At 62.0% G+C, this 16,452-nt stretch carries 17 protein-coding genes; 4 read left to right on the forward strand and 13 right to left on the reverse strand.

From position 1 onward, the window contains the following. Window positions 1–8: 8 nt before the first annotated feature. The 8 genes from I6E60_RS13595 to I6E60_RS13630 all read right to left on the reverse strand — a co-directional run bounded on the left by I6E60_RS13595 (window position 9) and on the right by I6E60_RS13630 (window position 8,754). Window positions 9–878 (reverse strand): glycerophosphodiester phosphodiesterase family protein, encoded by an 870-nt coding sequence (locus tag I6E60_RS13595; RefSeq protein WP_307841860.1) that lies wholly within the window; start codon window positions 876–878, stop codon window positions 9–11. A 164-nt stretch (window positions 879–1,042) separates the two neighbouring features. After that, complete coding sequence (locus tag I6E60_RS13600; protein ID WP_197126674.1) at window positions 1,043–1,945, reverse strand: ribokinase; 903 nt, start codon at window positions 1,943–1,945, stop codon at window positions 1,043–1,045. Between the two features lie 39 nt (window positions 1,946–1,984). Then, window positions 1,985–3,457: an SDR family oxidoreductase gene (locus I6E60_RS13605; protein ID WP_197126673.1), complete on the reverse strand. Its 1,473-nt coding sequence runs from the start codon at window positions 3,455–3,457 to the stop codon at window positions 1,985–1,987. 67 nt (window positions 3,458–3,524) lie between these two features. After that, a complete protein-coding gene (locus I6E60_RS13610; RefSeq protein WP_197180888.1) occupies window positions 3,525–4,367 on the reverse strand; it encodes a CAP domain-containing protein in 843 nt (280 codons plus the stop codon). A gap of 58 nt (window positions 4,368–4,425) precedes the next feature. Continuing rightward, a complete protein-coding gene (locus I6E60_RS13615; RefSeq protein WP_197180890.1) occupies window positions 4,426–5,283 on the reverse strand; it encodes an aldehyde dehydrogenase family protein in 858 nt (285 codons plus the stop codon). Continuing rightward, on the reverse strand, window positions 5,280–6,791 hold the full coding sequence (locus tag I6E60_RS13620) for an aldehyde dehydrogenase family protein (protein WP_197180892.1): 1,512 nt from the start codon (window positions 6,789–6,791) through the stop codon (window positions 5,280–5,282). The genes I6E60_RS13615 and I6E60_RS13620 overlap by 4 nt, the downstream gene beginning before the upstream one ends. Window positions 6,792–6,799: 8 nt before the next feature. Then, window positions 6,800–7,813 carry a deoxyribose-phosphate aldolase gene (gene deoC, locus I6E60_RS13625; RefSeq protein ID WP_197180894.1) on the reverse strand — a complete coding sequence of 338 codons (1,014 nt, stop codon included), beginning with the start codon at window positions 7,811–7,813 and terminating at the stop codon, window positions 6,800–6,802. Next, the gene (locus I6E60_RS13630) at window positions 7,810–8,754 is read right to left on the reverse strand and encodes a sugar-binding transcriptional regulator (RefSeq protein WP_197180896.1); all 945 of its coding nucleotides are present in this window, start codon (window positions 8,752–8,754) and stop codon (window positions 7,810–7,812) included. Before I6E60_RS13630 ends, deoC begins: the two co-directional genes overlap by 4 nt. 189 nt (window positions 8,755–8,943) lie before the next feature. Between I6E60_RS13630 and I6E60_RS13635 the strand changes: the two genes are divergently transcribed. Further along, window positions 8,944–9,906, forward strand: a complete 963-nt coding sequence (locus I6E60_RS13635) for an ROK family protein (protein ID WP_197180898.1) — start codon at window positions 8,944–8,946, stop codon at window positions 9,904–9,906. A gap of 58 nt (window positions 9,907–9,964) precedes the next feature. Here the strand turns inward: I6E60_RS13635 and I6E60_RS13640 are convergent, their stop codons facing one another. Then, window positions 9,965–11,212 (reverse strand): CynX/NimT family MFS transporter, encoded by a 1,248-nt coding sequence (locus tag I6E60_RS13640; protein ID WP_197180900.1) that lies wholly within the window; start codon window positions 11,210–11,212, stop codon window positions 9,965–9,967. A gap of 89 nt (window positions 11,213–11,301) precedes the next feature. Here I6E60_RS13640 and I6E60_RS13645 point away from each other — a divergent pair, with 89 nt between their 5' ends. After that, window positions 11,302–11,571, forward strand: coding sequence for a hypothetical protein (locus I6E60_RS13645; protein ID WP_197126666.1), 270 nt, complete (start codon window positions 11,302–11,304; stop codon window positions 11,569–11,571). Window positions 11,572–11,581: 10 nt separating this feature from the next. On the opposite strand, the gene I6E60_RS13650 is transcribed toward I6E60_RS13645, so the two are convergent. From I6E60_RS13650 to truB, 4 genes are read right to left on the reverse strand one after another with little or no spacing between them, the layout of a single operon-like run. After that, complete coding sequence (locus tag I6E60_RS13650) at window positions 11,582–12,538, reverse strand: bifunctional riboflavin kinase/FAD synthetase (RefSeq protein WP_197126665.1); 957 nt, start codon at window positions 12,536–12,538, stop codon at window positions 11,582–11,584. A 1-nt stretch (window position 12,539) separates the two neighbouring features. After that, window positions 12,540–12,953: a hypothetical protein gene (locus I6E60_RS13655; protein WP_197126664.1), complete on the reverse strand. Its 414-nt coding sequence runs from the start codon at window positions 12,951–12,953 to the stop codon at window positions 12,540–12,542. 25 nt (window positions 12,954–12,978) lie between these two features. Then, window positions 12,979–13,347, reverse strand: a complete 369-nt coding sequence (locus tag I6E60_RS13660; protein WP_197126663.1) for a hypothetical protein — start codon at window positions 13,345–13,347, stop codon at window positions 12,979–12,981. Further along, window positions 13,340–14,314 carry a tRNA pseudouridine(55) synthase TruB gene (gene truB, locus I6E60_RS13665; RefSeq protein ID WP_197180902.1) on the reverse strand — a complete coding sequence of 325 codons (975 nt, stop codon included), beginning with the start codon at window positions 14,312–14,314 and terminating at the stop codon, window positions 13,340–13,342. Before truB ends, I6E60_RS13660 begins: the two co-directional genes overlap by 8 nt. A gap of 132 nt (window positions 14,315–14,446) precedes the next feature. Here truB and I6E60_RS13670 point away from each other — a divergent pair, with 132 nt between their 5' ends. Together I6E60_RS13670 and I6E60_RS13675 are read left to right on the forward strand one after the other, a co-directional pair. After that, window positions 14,447–15,466 carry a ketopantoate reductase family protein gene (locus tag I6E60_RS13670; RefSeq protein WP_197180904.1) on the forward strand — a complete coding sequence of 340 codons (1,020 nt, stop codon included), beginning with the start codon at window positions 14,447–14,449 and terminating at the stop codon, window positions 15,464–15,466. Window positions 15,467–15,525: 59 nt separating this feature from the next. Further along, entirely contained in the window at window positions 15,526–16,419 is an 894-nt protein-coding gene (locus tag I6E60_RS13675; protein WP_197180906.1) for an A/G-specific adenine glycosylase, read from the forward strand. The last annotated feature ends 33 nt before the right edge of the window (window positions 16,420–16,452 follow it).

Genomic DNA, 16,452 nt, shown 5'->3' on the forward strand with positions numbered 1-16,452 from the left:
CGACTGCGTTATCCCGCTGCGGCACGACGAGGCGCTAGCGGGAGGGTATTTGCGTCCGAGACTTCTTTCGCGATCCACGTGCCGAGCTCTGCCGGACGATCGGTGACGATTCCGTCGACGCCAAGGGCAACAGCATCCGACCACGTGTCTGAATCGTTGAGGGTGTAAATCAGGATGCCGAGCCCCGCATCGTGAACGCGCTGCACGAGGGTGGGGTCGCGAGTGATGGCTTTCTTGCTCGTGACGAGTGCCACCGCCCCTGATGCTGCCGCGAGTTCTGCCGGGTCTCCGACGATGTCTCCAACAATGAGCATCCCGGGTAACTCTGGACTCACCCGCTGTACGGCCTGCAGCGTCATGATGTCGAAGCTACCGATGATCACGTGGTTGTTCACGCCATTGCGGGCAATCAGATCGGCGACGAGCGCCACCTGATCGTCGGTCCATGATCCTTTGAGTTCAAGGATGGCGTTCTTTGTCGACCAGCGAAGCACCCCTAAGAACTGCTCAAGGGTGGGCACACTGGCTCCCGCAAATTCCTCGCCGAACCACGAGCCAGCGTCTAAGGCAGAAAGCTCCTCGTAGGTGTATTGCCACACCGGACCAGTGCCGTCTGTCGTGCGATCAACGGTCCAGTCGTGCATGAGCACGGGAACGCCATCGGAGGTCAGTTGCACATCCGTTTCGACATAGTCGGCCGCGCTATCGAGCGCGAGACTCAAGGCTTCGATCGTGTTCTCGGGAGCAACGGTCTTGTCGCCGCGATGACCGGCGATGAACGCGGCCTCCCCCGGCGCCTTAAGCGAGGTGAAAACTCCCGCCGCATGCACGCGAGCGACGTTGGCGTTCAGCACGAGAGCAAGCGTGACCGCCGTCACTATCGTGGCCGCTAGCGCAGCTCGCCGTGCTCGAAGATGGTGTTTCGGGTGTGCCAGGTGGTGCGATGTCGCCATTGACTCGCCGTCCTTGTGTCGGGTTGCCGCACGTTCACGGTGACCCCACTATAGCGAGCCTGTTACCAATCCGTTACCTTTTGGGCGGATTAGTTAAGGCGTGTCTCAATCGCTGCCCGGTGCGGAATCGACGGCACAGCACCGTGATTTTCTACCGAAATGGATGCCGCAGCGCCAGCAAAGCGCAGAGCATCATCCATCATCATTCCTTCGACGACGCCCGCGGCGAAGGCACCACAGAACGTGTCGCCAGCGCCCGTAGCGTCTACGGCCGTGACCCGGTGAGCGGGAACGACGACCGGCTCAGAGCCGACGCGGTGAAGAGCAGCACCCTTCGAACCCAGGGTGACGATGACGGTAGAGACGAGGCTCAAGAGTCGCTCTCCCACTCCCTCAAGGTCAGCAGAGAGTCCATTATCGCGCGCGAGCTCAGTAGCCTCGTGCTCGTTGACGATCAAGATGTCGAGGTTATCCAGCAGCTCTTTGGGCAGAGCCTGAATGGGTGCTGCATTCAGAATCACGCGCGTGCCAACGGCACGAGCGATACGAGCTGACTCGATCACGGTAGCCAGCGGGATCTCCAGCTGCATCATGAGAGCGGATGCTGCGCTGATCGCGGCAGAGTCTTCGCTCGTGAGGTTAGCGACGTCGTTATTGGCACCGGCCTCAACGATGATCGTGTTCTCGCCCGTGGGATCGACAGCGATGAGCGCGGTTCCGGTTGGCTTGTCTGTGGTCTTGAGGTGCGACACGTCGATAGAGTCGGCTGCGAGTCCGGTGCGCACCATTTCGCCGAAACCATCGTTTCCGACGGCGCCGATAAACGTGGTTGCTACTCCCGCGCGCGCCGCGGCAACAGCCTGGTTTTGACCCTTACCGCCGAGCGCGGTGTTGAGCCCTTGAGAAAGGACGGTCTCTCCCGGAGAGGGAATCCGTTCTACTCGAAAGACCTGATCAATGTTTGCGCTACCGACGACGACGATTCCTGACATTAGTCAAAAATAGCGCATTTCTGGCCCGCTCGGCGCACTTTATTCGGCTGACTCGGCTTCGGCCGCTGCCACAATCCGGTTCACCATGCCGCTAAAGATCACGCCATGGAAGGGCAAAATGGCCGCCCAATACAGCCGACCGCCCAAACCGCTCGGGAAGAATACGGCGCGCTGGCGATACAGCGCACCCTCGTCACCGCGATCCTCAACGGTCAGCTCAAGCCACGCCCGCCCGGGAAGCTTCATCTCGGCACGCAACCGCAAACTGTGCCCACGATCGATGCTTTCCACTCGCCAAAAGTCGAGAGCATCGCCCGTATTGAGCGTGCTCGGATGCCGCCGGCCACGACGCAGGCCGACCCCACCAACCAGCTTGTCGAGCCAGCCGCGCAGAGCCCACGCCAGCGGGAAGGAATACCACCCGTTCTCGCCACCGATTCCCTCGACGACGCCCCAGAGGGCCTCCGCTGACGCCGGAGTTTCACGTTCTCGAAGGTCGGTATAGACCGTGTGCCCCGTCCATTCCGGGTCGCTGGGGAGCGGATTGCTCGGCGCACCGACAACTGTGGCATCCTGCCAGCTCGTCTCTACCTCGCCATCGCCCATCTTTACCAGGGCCAAGCGCACCGAAGCGCGGTACCCCGTGAGGCCGCCCTCGGGCTCAGGAATGAAATCGGACACCGACGTGTCGCGCACGACACAGTCGAACTGAAGCGACTCAATAATCGGCACAGCGAGCAAGCGCGGGATGGGCGTCACCAAGTTGACCCACTGCGAGGCCAGCCACGGGGTCAGCACCGGCAATGACGCGATGGGGCGCTGGTGAAGCCCCGCCTCGAGAGCGTAGCCATTCATCATTTGGCCGTAGCGCAGCACATCCGGGCCGCCGATGTCGAAGCTGCGATTGAGCTCTGCTGGCAGTTCGAGGGCAGACACGAGGTAATAGAGCACGTCGCGCACCGCGATCGGCTGAATAAAGTTACGCACCCATTTCGGTGCGGGCATGTAAGGAAGCACCTCGGTGAGGTGGCGGATCATCTCGAATGATGCCGAACCCGAACCGATCACCACGCCGGCGTTGAACGCAATCGTGGGCACACCAGATTCCAGCAGGATGTTGCCCACCTCGGCGCGACTGCGCAAGTGGCGGCTGAGCTCAGAGATATCTCCGGCGGGGTGCAAGCCACCGAGATAGACGATGCGCGAGACACCCGCCTTCTTGGCCGCCTTTGCCACGTTGGTCGCGGAGAGCTTCTCGGTCTTTTCGAAGTCCCCAGCGGCGCCCATGGCGTGCACGAGGTAATAGAGCGCATCGATGTCGACCATGGCGTCGGTGAGAGAGTTCGCGTCGGTGAGATCACCAACGACGACGTCGACATCCTCACGCCACGGGACGTCCTGCAGCTTGCGGGGGTTGCGCACCAGAACGCGCACCGTATGACCCGCTTCGATCAGCCGAGGTACGAGTCGGCCACCCAAATATCCTGTTGCTCCAGTTACTAGAACGCGCATGCGACAACACTAGGCAGCGCGACTGGGAAGCAGCGCACAAACGCCTAGATACTCGCCCTAGGTGCTTCTATTGACGGGCGCGACGCGCTAGAGGCCGTCGTGACTTCAGACGACGCCACACCACGAACCAGAAGCCTCCGCCGACCGCAAGCAGGGTGAAGAAGATGGTCCACGAGATCCAGCTGTAGTCGGGGCGAGCGCCATAGACGCTGGCCTGCAACTCGGCTTGCGAGAGCGTGGGAGCGGCATCGCCGTCAATCTCACCAATTGCTCCGTCGGAGGACGACCCCGAGGATGAGTTCGTTCCCGTGCCCGCGTCGCCCGTCTCGCTGGCGGTCGGGGTGGGAGTCGGCGTTGCGGAGGCGGTTGCCGAATCGCTTGCCTCCTCAGAAGGCTCAGGATCGGGATCCGGTGCGGGCGCTGCGGAAGCCGCATCCGGACCAGTGTGGCCGGGGTAGGTCGCGAAGACCTGGACTCCCCACGTTGTTCCCCCGCTGGAGTAGAAGGCGATACCGATGTCGGTGAATGCGCCCAGGATGTTCTCGCGGTGGCCCTGCGACGCCATCCAGCCATCATGCATCGCCTGAGCGGTGCGGTAGCCCTGTGCCACATTTTCGCCAGCCGAACGCCAGCCACTCGGGATCTGATCCGAATAGTTGGGGTTGTGCGACATGGTGTTGTTCGCCGCCATCTTCTTGGCCCACGCCAAAGCGACCGCGTCCATCTCAGCGTTGCGGATGAGGCCAAGCTGACCGTCATCCCACCGAGCTTCATTCACGAGACTGTAAATCGTGTCTGCCTCTGCCGCAGAAGCGGGGCTGGCTGCGGCGACAGGGACCAGAAATATCGCCAGCAGGAAGGCAAAGGCGGCGCTGACAATACGAGACGGAGTGTGGCGTGAAAAAATCATTACTCAGCAAGTATCCGTAGATACGCGCGCTGGGCAACCCCCACGCCACACCTCTCGGCTAAATCAGAGACTTCGTGTGCCAGACCGTTTTCGTTTCGGTCCACTGAACGATGCGTTCAACGGAGGGCGCAGGAACCCCTACCACCGGGCCGAGCACGCGCTTGAGCGTGTCGGCTGCCGCGATTTGAAGGTCAACCCACTCGAGCTGTTCTGCTCCGGCGAGGTCGAGACCATTGACATCCGCATGGCTCGCAAGCCACGGCGCGATCTCCGCTGGTGACCCCGTGAGGATATTGACGACACCACCGGGAACGTCACTCGTCGCGAGAACCTCAGAGAGGCTGATCGCGCTGAGCGGAGCGTTCTGGTGAGCGACCACGACAACTGTGTTGCCGCTGACGAGAGCCGGAGCAATGACGCTCACGAGGCCGAGCAACGACGACGAGTCCTGCGGAGCAACGATCGCGATAACGCCACTCGGCTCAGGCGTTGACAGGTTAAAGTACGGACCAGAAACGGGGTTACCGTTACCGGCAACCTGCACGTACTTGTCTGCCCAGCCTGCATACCAAACCCACGCATCGATTGCCGTATCGAGCTGTGCGCTCGCTGCCGACTTCGAGAGCGATTCGGTAGCCATGAGCTCGTCGATGAACTGCTCGCGACGACCCTCCAACAGCTCGGCGATGCGGTACAGCACCTGGCCACGGTTGTAGCCCGTGGCCCCCGACCAGCCGCTGAAGGCTGCGCGGGCGGCGACTACGGCATCCCGTGCATCCTTGCGGCTTGCCAGCGCTGCGTTCGCGAGGAAGGCACCCTTTTTAGTGGCGACTTCGTAGGTGCGGCCGCTTTCGCTGCGCGGAAACTTGCCACCAATGTAGAGCTTGTAGGTCTTAGGAACCGTGAGACGGGTCATTTCTTGCCACCTTTCGTGACGGCGGGCGCGGCCCATCCAGCGGATTCTAGGTAGGAGGCCAGTCCGTGACGGCCACCCTCGCGGCCGTAGCCACTCTCCTTGTAGCCGCCGAAGGGCGACGCAGGATCGAAACGGTTGAACGTGTTGGCCCAGATCACGCCAGCACGCAACTTGTCGGCCACCGCGAGGACTCGTGAGCCCTTCTCGCTCCAAATGCCCGCAGACAGGCCGTAGGGCGTGTTGTTGGCCTTAGCGATAGCTTCTGCTGGGGTGCGGAACGTGAGAACGCTCAGTACCGGCCCGAAGACTTCTTCACGAGCGATGCGGCTCGAGGTCGACACGTTCGTGAAGATCGTCGGAGCGAACCAAAAGCCGTTCTCGGGGATCGGGCACTCGGCAGTCCAGCGCTCGGATCCTTCAGCTTCACCAATATCGCTCAGTTCGCGGATGCGATCGAGCTGAGCCTTGGAGTTGATCGCACCGATGTCGGTGTTCTTGTCGAGCGGGTCGCCCATGCGCAAGGTGGAGAGTCGCGCCTTGAGACGGTCGACGACCTCGTCGTGCACGTTCTCTTGAACCAGCAGTCGCGATCCTGCACAGCAGACGTGACCCTGATTGAAGAAGATGCCGTTAACGATTCCTTCGATGGCTTGGTCCATCGGGGCGTCATCGAAAACGATGTTCGCGGCCTTACCGCCGAGCTCGAGCGTGACCTTCTTGCCCGTACCCGCGACCGACTTGGCGATCGCGCGGCCAACACCGGTCGAGCCGGTGAAGGCGACCTTGTTGACATCCGGGTGATTGACGAGCGCGTGGCCCGTGTCACCGGCACCGGTGACGATATTGACGACACCCTTGGGCAGGTCAGCCTGCTGCAGGATTTCGGCGAAGATCATCGCGCTCAACGGCGTGGTCTCAGCCGGCTTGATCACGACAGTGTTTCCCGCGGCGAGCGCCGGAGCGATCTTCCACGCGAGCATGAGCAGCGGGAAGTTCCACGGGATCACCTGAGCGGCAACGCCGAGCGACTGCGGGTTCGGGCCGAGACCGGCGTAGTCGAGCTTGTCGGCCCAGCCGGCGTAGTAGAAGAACCACGCCGCAACGAGAGGCACGTCAACGTCGCGGCTCTCCTTGATCGGCTTTCCGTTGTCGAGGCTCTCGGCAACGGCAAGCTCACGAGCCCGCTCCTGCACGAGGCGAGCGATGCGGAAGAGGTACTTGCCCCGGTCAGCGCCCGAGAGCTTCGACCACGTGCGGTCGTAGGCCTTACGGGCGGCAGCGACAGCGGCATCCACGTCGGCGTTGTTGGCGTTGGAGATCGAAGCAATCTCCTTTTCGGTTGCCGGAGAGATCGTGGTGAACGCGTCGCCGCGGCCATCCACAAACTCGCCATCAATGAAGAGACCGTAGTGCTTCTTCAGGTGCAGAACCGAAGTCGATTCGGGGGCTGGCGCGTAGTCGAGAAAGCTTGGTGCCTTCACGCTCAGTGCTTTGTCATTCTCAGTCATGGGGTGCCTTAGTCAATCGTGACGTAGTCGGGGCCGGAGTAGTGGCCAGAGGTGAGCTTCTGACGCTGCATGAGCACGTCATTAAGAAGACTGGATGCTCCAAAGCGGAACAAGTGCGGCTGAAGCCATTCCTCGCCCACGGTCTCGGCAACAGTCACGAGGTACTTGATGGCGTCTTTCGAACTGCGGATGCCGCCGGCAGGCTTAACACCGATCTTTTCCCCGGTGAGCAGGTGCCAGTCGCGCACAACCTCAAGCATGAGCAGAGTCACGGGCAGGGTCGCTGCCGGCGAGACCTTACCGGTGGAGGTTTTGATGAAGTCTCCCCCGGCGAGAATTGCCAACCACGATGCCTTACGCACGTTGTCGTACGTGTTGAGCTCGCCGGTCTCCAAGATCACCTTGAGGTGGGCGTAGGTGCCATTTTCGCGGCGGCACGCCTCTTTGACGGCAACGATCTGATCGAAGACGACACCGTACTTGCCGGAGAGGAAGGCGCCACGGTCGATGACCATGTCGATTTCGTCTGCTCCATTAGCGACGGCTTCTTTGGTGTCCATGATCTTGATCGGCAGCGACGAACGTCCGCTCGGGAACGCGGTGGCGACGGCGGCAACGTTGATTCCGTTGTCTGAGCCGTTCGACCACGCCGAGCCCAAGGCGTCTGCTGCGTAGGGAACCATGTCGCCGTAAACGCACACGGCTGCGACCTGCGGGGTCGAGGCATCCGAAGCATCAGGCAGCACGGCCTTGGCCGCGAGCGAGCGCACCTTGCCGGGAGTATCCGCTCCTTCGAGCGTGGTGAGGTCGATCAACTTGATGATCGTGTCGAGCGCCCAGGCTTTCGACGTGGTCTTGATCGAGCGCGTGCCCAATCCGGCGGCACGCTGCTCGAGACCGACGGCGTCGACGCCCGCGAGACCCTCAAGGTGAAGCTTGAGGGATTTCTCGGTCAGGTCTGATCCGATGAGATTGACCGCGCGCTCAGCCGGAGCGAGCGCGATGGCCTGTTCGATTGTCATGTAGTTTCCTCCAGAAGGGCGTGAGCAGTGGCCTCATCAGTGACGATGACGGAACACAGCCCACTCGTAACGACGGCGCGCGCGACGTCATGTTTAGCGTCGCCAGCGACGACAAAAATTGCGTGATCAGCAGCACGGAGTTCATCAAGACCGATGCCGACCGTGCGCTCGTCGAGCGCCGAATCGACGATCTCGCCGGCGCTATCGATATAGCGGCCGACCACATCGCCCACCGCACCTTTGGCCACGAGGTCATCGACGTCGCTTTCAGAGAGGTACCCGCTGTCGACGTGCACGGAACTCGCCCCCGCGACTCCAGCGCTGTAGAGGTAAGCGGATGCCGAAGCACCTAAAGCTCGGACACTCGCGACCGTGCGGTCACGTTCGATCGCACGCTTCGTTTCGACCTGTTCCAGAATCGCGGGGATCGGCAGCAGCGTTGCTTGACCGTGCCCCTTCTGGGCGATGGTCACCGCAGTCTGGGCCGCGGTACCTTGCTTGCTGTTGAGACTCACTCCACCGTTGATTTGAACCACCTGCACCCCGACGGTCCACCCGTCGGCGAGCACACGAGCTACTTCATCGAGGGTGCGCCCCCAACTCACCCCGAGAGTCCGAGGAATGGGGCGTACGGCGGCGAGGTAATCGGCGGCGGCCTGCGCCACACGAGGGCTCACTTCTTCGTCTTCAGTGGGCAGCGGAACCACGACGGCATCTTTCAGCCCGAAGCGATCCCGAAGTTGGCGTTCGACATCTAACCGGCGCGCACGCGGGTGCACGATTTCGATCCGCACGATCCCGGCTTCGCGCGCCCGGGTAAGCAGACGGCCCACTTTCCACCGGGTTATTCCGAGGAGGGCGCCGACTTCGTCTTGCGTCTTGTTCTCTTCGTAATAGAGCTCGGCAACGCGCACGGCCAAGAGTTCGGTTGATTCATCCACTGCTGCCTCCTGCTTCAACGATAGAGTCACGGACACCCACGTGCAACATATGCGGGGATGCTTGCTCAGATGAGCAGCTGGTTGGGGTCGTGAGTGCGCACACGAGCAGCAAACACCCTGAAGCTGAACACCACACGAACGTCCACAGGTGCACAATGACCACCCCTCGAACCCCATAAGGTGGATGCCGTGACCACCACCACATCAAATCGCTATGCCCTTGCCATTGATATTGGCGGAACCAAAGTTGAGGCCGCCCTCGTTGACCCCGACGGCGTTGTTCTCACCCCGAGTCGCTTCCGCGCCCCCACGGGTCGTGCATCGTCGAGCGCCCAACTCGCTGAGAGCGTGCGCACCGTCGTGCGCCAGTCGATCGCCGAGCTTCCGGATGGTGCGGAACTACTCGGTGCTGGCATCGGCAGCGCTGGCCCCATCTCGGTGTCGCGCGGCGAAGTCTCCCCCTTGAACTTGCCCGCGTGGCGCGACTTTGGAGTCCGAGCCTTGGTCGAAGAAGAATTGCCAGGACTCACAGTGTCTCTGCGCGGCGATGGAAACTGCATCGCACTGGCTGAGCACTGGATTGGCGCTGCCCAGGGAGTGAAATACTTCATGGGCATGGTCGTCTCCACCGGCGTCGGCGGCGGGCTCATCCTCGATAATCAGCTCATCGACGGCCCCACGGGCAACGGCGGCCACTTTGGTCACGTCGAAGTTGGAGGAGAAACTGTTATCTGCGGTTGTGGCGGAACAGGCTGCGTTGAAGCAGTCGCCGCTGGCCCCAAAACCGTGGAGTGGGCACAATCGCAGGGCTGGACCGGTACCACCGGCGAAGAGCTGTCTGCCGACTATGCGGCCGGAAACGACATTGCGATCGCTGCGGTTCGCCGCTCTGCGCGTGCCGTTGGCCACGGAATCGCCTCAGCCACGGCGCTCGTTGATCTCGAACTCGTCGCAATCGGTGGCGGTTTCTCCCACGTCGCCGCCGACTACATCGATCTGGTTTCCGACGCCATCACCGACCGCGCACCGTTTCCGTTCATCACCAAGGTGCGCGTCGTCGCTTCCGGGCTCTCCAGCGATGGCCCGCTGATTGGCGCGGCTTCCCTCGTGCACCACCCCGAGCGCCTGAGCACCTCAGCACTCGGCCATTAGACGCACAGTTCAGGATGTCGTGCTGCGGCTGGCATCCTGAACGCGGCTAGGCGCACCGCTAATCGTCGAGAGCGGCTACCGGAAAATCGATCTCGTCTTCGACAAAGCGAGGGCGGGCGAGCATAACCGCGCTGATGAGCGCGAGCAGGCTAGCTCCCAGCAAGAACATAAGCGGCCACACCCAGCCACCGCTGAGCTCACGCACGAGGGCGACCGCAAACGGGCCAAGCGCCGCGACCGAGTAGGCGACGCTCTGCACAAACCCGCTGAGGGCTGCTGAGCCTTCGTGGGATCTCGTGCGCAGATTGATCAACACGAGGCACAGCGGGAACAGGATCGAACTGATCCCGACGAGCACCACCCACAACCAGGTCGCGACCGTCGGTGCAAACGCCAGGCCGATAAAACCGATGACGCCCACGAGGACTCCCCCGGCGATGACAAAACCAATATTCTGCACGCGGCTGGCAAGAATCGGGCTCAGGATACCCAGCGGAATTCCGATGAGTCCGAAGAGGGACAGCATCGCCCCGGCCTCAACCGGAGTGAACTCGGCAGACTCGATAAGAATCTCCGGGAGCCAGGCAAAGAATGAATAGAACGAAACCGAGGAAACACCGAACGCAATCGTGATCGCCCACGCCGTCCGCGATTTAGCGACGGCCCACACCGAAATATGGGGCGTCAGCGGCAGCACGCTCTCATCGCTCACCGCACGACGTTTGGCCTGCCGTCCGCGCGTCGTCAAAATAAGCCACGGCACGAACGCTGTGAGTGCGAGCGCCGCCCAGACCGCAACAGAGACTCGCCAGCCGGCAACATCCGCGATCGGTGCCGCGAAGAATGCTGGGATAGCTGCGCCCAACGAGATGAGCACGACGTAGCCACCCGTCACCGTCGCTAGGCGATCCGGGAAATACTTTTTGACGGCGGGAGGCAGCAGAACGTTGCCGATGCCCATTCCCGCCAGAGCGACAAAACTACCAATGGCCAAGACGACGTAGTCATCACTGACCGCACGCAGGCTGGACCCCACAACCATGGCCGCCGCCGCGATGAGCAATCCAGCGTCGAGACCGCGGGCGCGAGCGAGCGCCGGCGCGGCGATCCCGGCGATGGCGAAAGCAATCGGCGGCAGCATCCCGAGCACTCCAAGGCCGAGGCTCGAGATCGGGATGTCGTTTTCGATCACGCCAATAATCGGCGAAATGGCCGCCACTGCAGTGCGCACATTGAGAGCGACAAACAGGATGCCAGCAAGGGCAAGAATGCGGCCCCTCCACAGGGTGCGCGTGGGTGTAATCATTCGCACGAGTCTACGTCCCGAAATCGTCTACCCGTACGATAGTGGTATCGCCGACAACTCGTGTCGGCTGGCATCTCAGGGAGACAAATATGGGTAACAGCGGATTCGACCTCGGGGACATTGGTGACGTCGTCGGCGATCTCGTCAAAGGCAAGGGTCTCGACACTGACGCTCTTGAGCCCATCTGGGAAGGCATCCAGCCGACCCTCAAGGGTCTCGACACCGACACGATCCTTGAGACCGTCGCGAACTGGGCCAAGGACCTCAACCTGCCCATCGTCGGCAACGTGCCCGATGACGTGGTGGAGAACCTCAAGAACGGCGTCAAGGTTCCCCTCGACAAGCTCATCAAGGGCTAACTCTTAAGAACTATTTCTTGGGCGTCTCTTTTGCGGGGACGCCCAAGATTTCTCTCACGGCAACCTCGTCAAGGCACATTTGCTCGATCAGAGCATCGACCGTCGTGTACTTGACCATGCCACGGACGTATTCGACGAATTCGATTTCGACTCGCTTGCCGTAAATATCGAAATCTTGGTCGAGAGCGTGTGCTTCGACCTGCTTCTCTGGCACCCCGTCAAAAGTCGGGTTGTTGCCGATGGACACCGCTGCCGCAAAGCGAACACCGTCTATGACGAGCCACGCCGCGTAGACGCCATCTGCCGGAATAAAGCCTTCAGAGTTTCGTTCCAAATTGGCGGTCGGATACCCGAGCTCTCGCCCACGCTGTTGGCCGAGTACCACCACGCCCCGAACCGAGTGCGGGGCCGTGAGCAATTGCCCCGCCTCAGCCACTCGGCCCTCAGCGAGAAGCTCGCGCACAAAGGTGGAGGAGACGCGACGGCCTTCTTCCAAAGCAATGTCGTCGATGACAACGACATCAAAACCGTGTTGCTCGCCAAGAGTGCGCAGCAAAGCGACATCGCCGGCGCCGCGAGCGCCAAAGCGGAAATCAGCCCCGACGAGAACAACTTTGGTGTCGAGCGCCCCCGCGAGTACCGTCGCGACAAAGTCATCAGCGGAGACTTCGCTGAGGGCACGGTCAAAGGTCAAGACAAGAGCGGCGTCGACGTCGGTCGTGGCCAGTCGTTCCAGCTTCTGTTCCTTGCTCAGCAAAGGTTGTGGGCACGCTGCAGGGTTCAACAGGCTCATCGGATTGCGGTCAAAAGTGACAACGACAGAGCGCAAACCGCGTTCAGCGGCAACCTCCCGCAAGCGAGCCAGCACCGCACGGTGTCCGCTGTGCACGCCATCGAACTTGCCGATAGTGACGGCAACGGGACCGTAGGTCACGGGGACAGCATCAATTGACTCGAAAACATCCATGTCAGCGTCTCCCCTCAGCACGACGCACCCGATACAGCCAGATCAGGCCAAGCACCGGAAGAGCGAGAGGCACGAAGAGATAGCCGGCGCCGAAAGCGGACCAGACAGTATCTGCAGGGAACAGCACGGAATCTACCTGACTGAGGGTTCCGACAGTGATTACTCCGACAAGTTCAAAAACAATCGCGATCACAGCGACGCGGAACCAGCCCCGACCCGAGCGAATGAGGGCAACAGTGGCGACAATGTAGACGAGCCCCGCTAGCCCCGACAACAGATATGCCAGAGGCGCTTCATCGAACTTGGTGGCGATCTGAAACAGCGACCGCGCGGTGGCGCCCAGCGCCATCACCGCATAGACGGCAATCAGCACTCGGCCGATGCCCGAGGCAGTCGAAGAAGCTTTCCTAGTCATCACGTTCAACTTTAGGCGCTCTCGGCTACGCCAATTGCACAAACCAGATTTGGCTCATGCGGTAGACCATGACGGCGATCGACAAACAGGCCACGCCCAAGATGACCGTGCTCCAGCGGTTGCGCTCGATAAGCCCCCACATGACAGCGGCGGGAGGAATCAGGATGGCCGACACGAGGTAAATCCAGAACTCCAGTGCACTGCCTGTCGCGACGTTACCGAGCAGCGGCGCGATGATCGCCATCACGAGCTGGATGATGAGAAAAAGCTCGACTAGTAGCGTCGCGCCAAGCGTGTAGTCATTGGGCTTCACTCCCGCAAAGCCAACGATCAGGGCGCCAAGCCCGGCAACGATCGCGGTGACGATCTGAACCCACACAAACCACTCAACCATTGCTCGGGGTTCCTTCCTCAGGGGCTAACTCGCCGTCGGCCGTCGGCAGCTTCTCGGGCGCAGCTGGCTCGGCATCCGGCCGAAAATTGGAGAGGATGCGGGCGCGGCCGTCAACGATCTCCAAGAGACCAACCAGGCGGCCTTCCGCGTTGATAGCGGCGATCGCACCCTCGCCCTGAGGCTCCAGAGCGATCTGCTTGCCCTGCGCCAGATCTGCCGCCTGCTCGTCATCGAGATCGACAGTGTCGAAAAGCACACGAGCGACCACGGCCGGTGCCACGAGCTTCGTTTCGAGATCCTCATCGACAGCACTCGCGTGCTCGACAGAGAACGGCCCGACCCGAGTGCGACGCAGCACCGTGAGGTGACCACCAACGCCCAGCGCCTCCCCCATGTCACGAGCAAGGGCACGGATATAGGTGCCCGAGGAACAATCCACTCGAACCTTCACATCAATGAACTCTCCGCGAGCGATCTCCAGCACTTCGAAAACAGAAACTGTGACCGCTCGCTCAGCCAGCACGACCTCTTCTCCCGCGCGAGCCAACGTGTACGCACGGCGACCATCCACCTTGATGGCGCTCACAGAACTGGGGCGCTGCGAAATAGCGCCGGTGAGGTTAGCCACGGCGTGCGCGATGGCATCGTCGGTTACGGCAGCGAGAGCCGCGGCATCCGCGGTCTCAGAAAGCTCTCCCTCAGCATCGTCGGTATTCGACGACGCCCCCAAACGAATTGTGGCCGTGTATTGCTTGTCAAGGCCCACGAGATAGGTGAGCAGTCGAGTCGCGTTATTGACGCCGAGCACGAGAAGCCCGGTGGCCATCGGATCGAGCGTGCCCGCGTGACCGATCTTGCGGGTGCCCACTGATTTGCGGGCCCGAGAAATGACGCCATGGCTCGTGATGCCTTGAGGCTTATCGACGAACAGGATGCCGCTCGTAGGATTGCGTGGCGGCTTAGCCATAACATTCCTTTCCGCACGGGTGCCCTAGATGGGCAGCCCCACAACTTTAGCCAATTCTGGCGCCGTCGACGTGCGGCGCTCCATTGAGTTCGGTCAGGATAAATGTTCACGTAGTACGCCTAGACTTCCCCTATGCGAATCGGCGTTATTGGGGCGGGTGCCGTGGGCGGTGCAATAGCAGCGTTACTCGCGCGCGCCGGCAACGATGTTGAAGTGACAGCCCGCGGAGCCCACCTTCAGGCCATCCGCGAATCGGGACTCACCCTCACCGGCGCCTGGGGTGACAGTGTTTCCCGCGTACGCGTTGCTGGCACCCTCAGCCGCGTCAACGAACTCGTGATCGTTGCCACAAAAGCGCACGATGCTGAAGAGGCGATTCGCGACAACATCCGCTTCTTGCGCGACCTTCCGGTCGTCATCTTCCAGAACGGTCTCGACTCACTCGATGTCGCCACCCACGCTTCCCCGCGATCAGACATCATCGGCGGGCTTGCAACCTTCGCTTCATCATTCCTCTCGCCCGGCATCATTCGTGTCACCGCCGCCGGCCCCAGCTACCTCGGAGTCGCCGGGAACAACGATGTGCCGGCACGGTACGCCGCTCACGCGCTCAATACCGTGATGCCGACCTTCGCTGTGGCCAACTTCCAGGGTGCCCAATGGACGAAGCTCGTCATCAATCAGGTCAACGCGTTGCCGGCGATCACGGGCCTCAGCGTGCAAGACGTCATCGAAGATCGGGCGCTGCGCCGGATAATGACCGCAAGTATGCGTGAGACGGCACGCACCGCCCTCGCCAGCGGCATCCGCTTCGAAACCCTTCAAGGGCTCTCCCACCGACGCCTGCGCGACCTCGCACGGTCACCGCTGTGGGTCGGTCAGATCATTCCCCTACTCATGAGCCAACGGATGGGGCGCACGCCCAATCCCGGCTCTACGTTGCAGAGCATTCGTCGCGGCCAGATCAGCGAAGTGGATGCCCTCAACGGTGCCGTCGTGCGCGCCGCCGCCGAGATCAACCGCGCCGCTCCGATCAACGCGCTCATGGTTGAGCTCGTGCACTCCGTCGAAAAGACCGGCAACTTCTTGAGTATCGACGATGTCGCTGCACGATACGCCGCGCTCGACACCAGCACTCGCCCCGCTCGATAGCCAGCGCCGATTACGCCCCGACCCTGCGCCCGACGACTTCGACGAAACCACAGACTTCCGTGACCACCGAAACCGCGACGCCTGATCGCAGCGAAATCGCCCGACTCATCCGCAACTGGTTTACCGAACACGGCCGCGACCTGCCGTGGCGACACGATGACTTCGGGGCGTGGGGAATCCTCGTGAGCGAGATCATGCTGCAGCAGACCCCCGTGGTTCGCGTCATCCCCCGACTCGCGCAGTGGCTCGAACGCTGGCCATCCCCCGCAGCCCTCGCAGCCTCCGCCCCCGGCGACGCCGTTCGAGCGTGGGAACGGCTCGGCTATCCGCGCCGCGCTCTCAACCTGCACGCTGCCGCGACCGTCATCGCTGAGGTCCACCACAACGTGGTTCCCGAGGATGTGCCGACCCTGCTGTCGCTGCCCGGGATCGGCGACTATACGGCCCGCGCTGTCGCTGTGTTCGCCTACGGCCACCATCACCCGGTCGTTGACACCAACGTGCGGCGGGTGATCGCCCGGGCCGTCAACGGCGAGGGCGAAGCGGGCCCGCCGTCGACGAAGAGAGATCTCGCAGCGATGGAGCAGCTTCTGCCCGCCGACCGGGCTGCAGCTCACGCCACCAACGCGGCCGTCATGGAACTAGGCGCGATCGTGTGTTCCGCCAAGAAACCGCGGTGTGAGGAGTGCCCGGTGCGCGAGCTGTGCGCATGGCGTGCTGCTGGCTACCCGGCCTATGAGGGTAAGCGGCAGGTGGTGCAGAAAAAATTTGAGGGCTCAGACCGCCAAGTGCGCGGTCTTATCCTTGCCGAGCTTCGGGCCAGCGATGTGCCGGTCACCGCAGACGAAATCACGCAAGTGTGGGCGGATGCCGAACAGCGTGAACGCGCACTGGCAGGCCTCCTGAAGGACGGACTCGCCGTAGCTGAGGATTCGGGTTACGTTCTGCCCTAGCGGGCGTCAGTCAGGCGCGCTTTCGCCGCCTGG

The organism is Salinibacterium sp. SWN167, from assembly GCF_015864665.1.
Lineage (GTDB): Bacteria > Actinomycetota > Actinomycetes > Actinomycetales > Microbacteriaceae > Rhodoglobus.

Excerpts from the sequence above, each read along its gene's own strand:
- I6E60_RS13600 (WP_197126674.1), bottom strand. The coding sequence starts at position 1,945 with ATGTCAGGAATCGTCGTCGTCGGTAGCGCAAACATTGATCAGGTCTTT.
- I6E60_RS13605 (WP_197126673.1), bottom strand. The coding sequence starts at position 3,457 with ATGCGCGTTCTAGTAACTGGAGCAACAGGATATTTGGGTGGCCGACTC.
- I6E60_RS13610 (WP_197180888.1), bottom strand. The coding sequence starts at position 4,367 with ATGATTTTTTCACGCCACACTCCGTCTCGTATTGTCAGCGCCGCCTTT.
- I6E60_RS13615 (WP_197180890.1), bottom strand. The coding sequence starts at position 5,283 with ATGACCCGTCTCACGGTTCCTAAGACCTACAAGCTCTACATTGGTGGC.
- I6E60_RS13620 (WP_197180892.1), bottom strand. The coding sequence starts at position 6,791 with ATGACTGAGAATGACAAAGCACTGAGCGTGAAGGCACCAAGCTTTCTC.
- deoC (WP_197180894.1), bottom strand. The coding sequence starts at position 7,813 with ATGACAATCGAACAGGCCATCGCGCTCGCTCCGGCTGAGCGCGCGGTC.
- I6E60_RS13640 (WP_197180900.1), bottom strand. The coding sequence starts at position 11,212 with ATGATTACACCCACGCGCACCCTGTGGAGGGGCCGCATTCTTGCCCTT.
- I6E60_RS13645 (WP_197126666.1), top strand. The coding sequence starts at position 11,302 with ATGGGTAACAGCGGATTCGACCTCGGGGACATTGGTGACGTCGTCGGC.
- I6E60_RS13650 (WP_197126665.1), bottom strand. The coding sequence starts at position 12,538 with ATGGATGTTTTCGAGTCAATTGATGCTGTCCCCGTGACCTACGGTCCC.
- I6E60_RS13655 (WP_197126664.1), bottom strand. The coding sequence starts at position 12,953 with ATGACTAGGAAAGCTTCTTCGACTGCCTCGGGCATCGGCCGAGTGCTG.
- I6E60_RS13660 (WP_197126663.1), bottom strand. The coding sequence starts at position 13,347 with ATGGTTGAGTGGTTTGTGTGGGTTCAGATCGTCACCGCGATCGTTGCC.
- truB (WP_197180902.1), bottom strand. The coding sequence starts at position 14,314 with ATGGCTAAGCCGCCACGCAATCCTACGAGCGGCATCCTGTTCGTCGAT.
- I6E60_RS13670 (WP_197180904.1), top strand. The coding sequence starts at position 14,447 with ATGCGAATCGGCGTTATTGGGGCGGGTGCCGTGGGCGGTGCAATAGCA.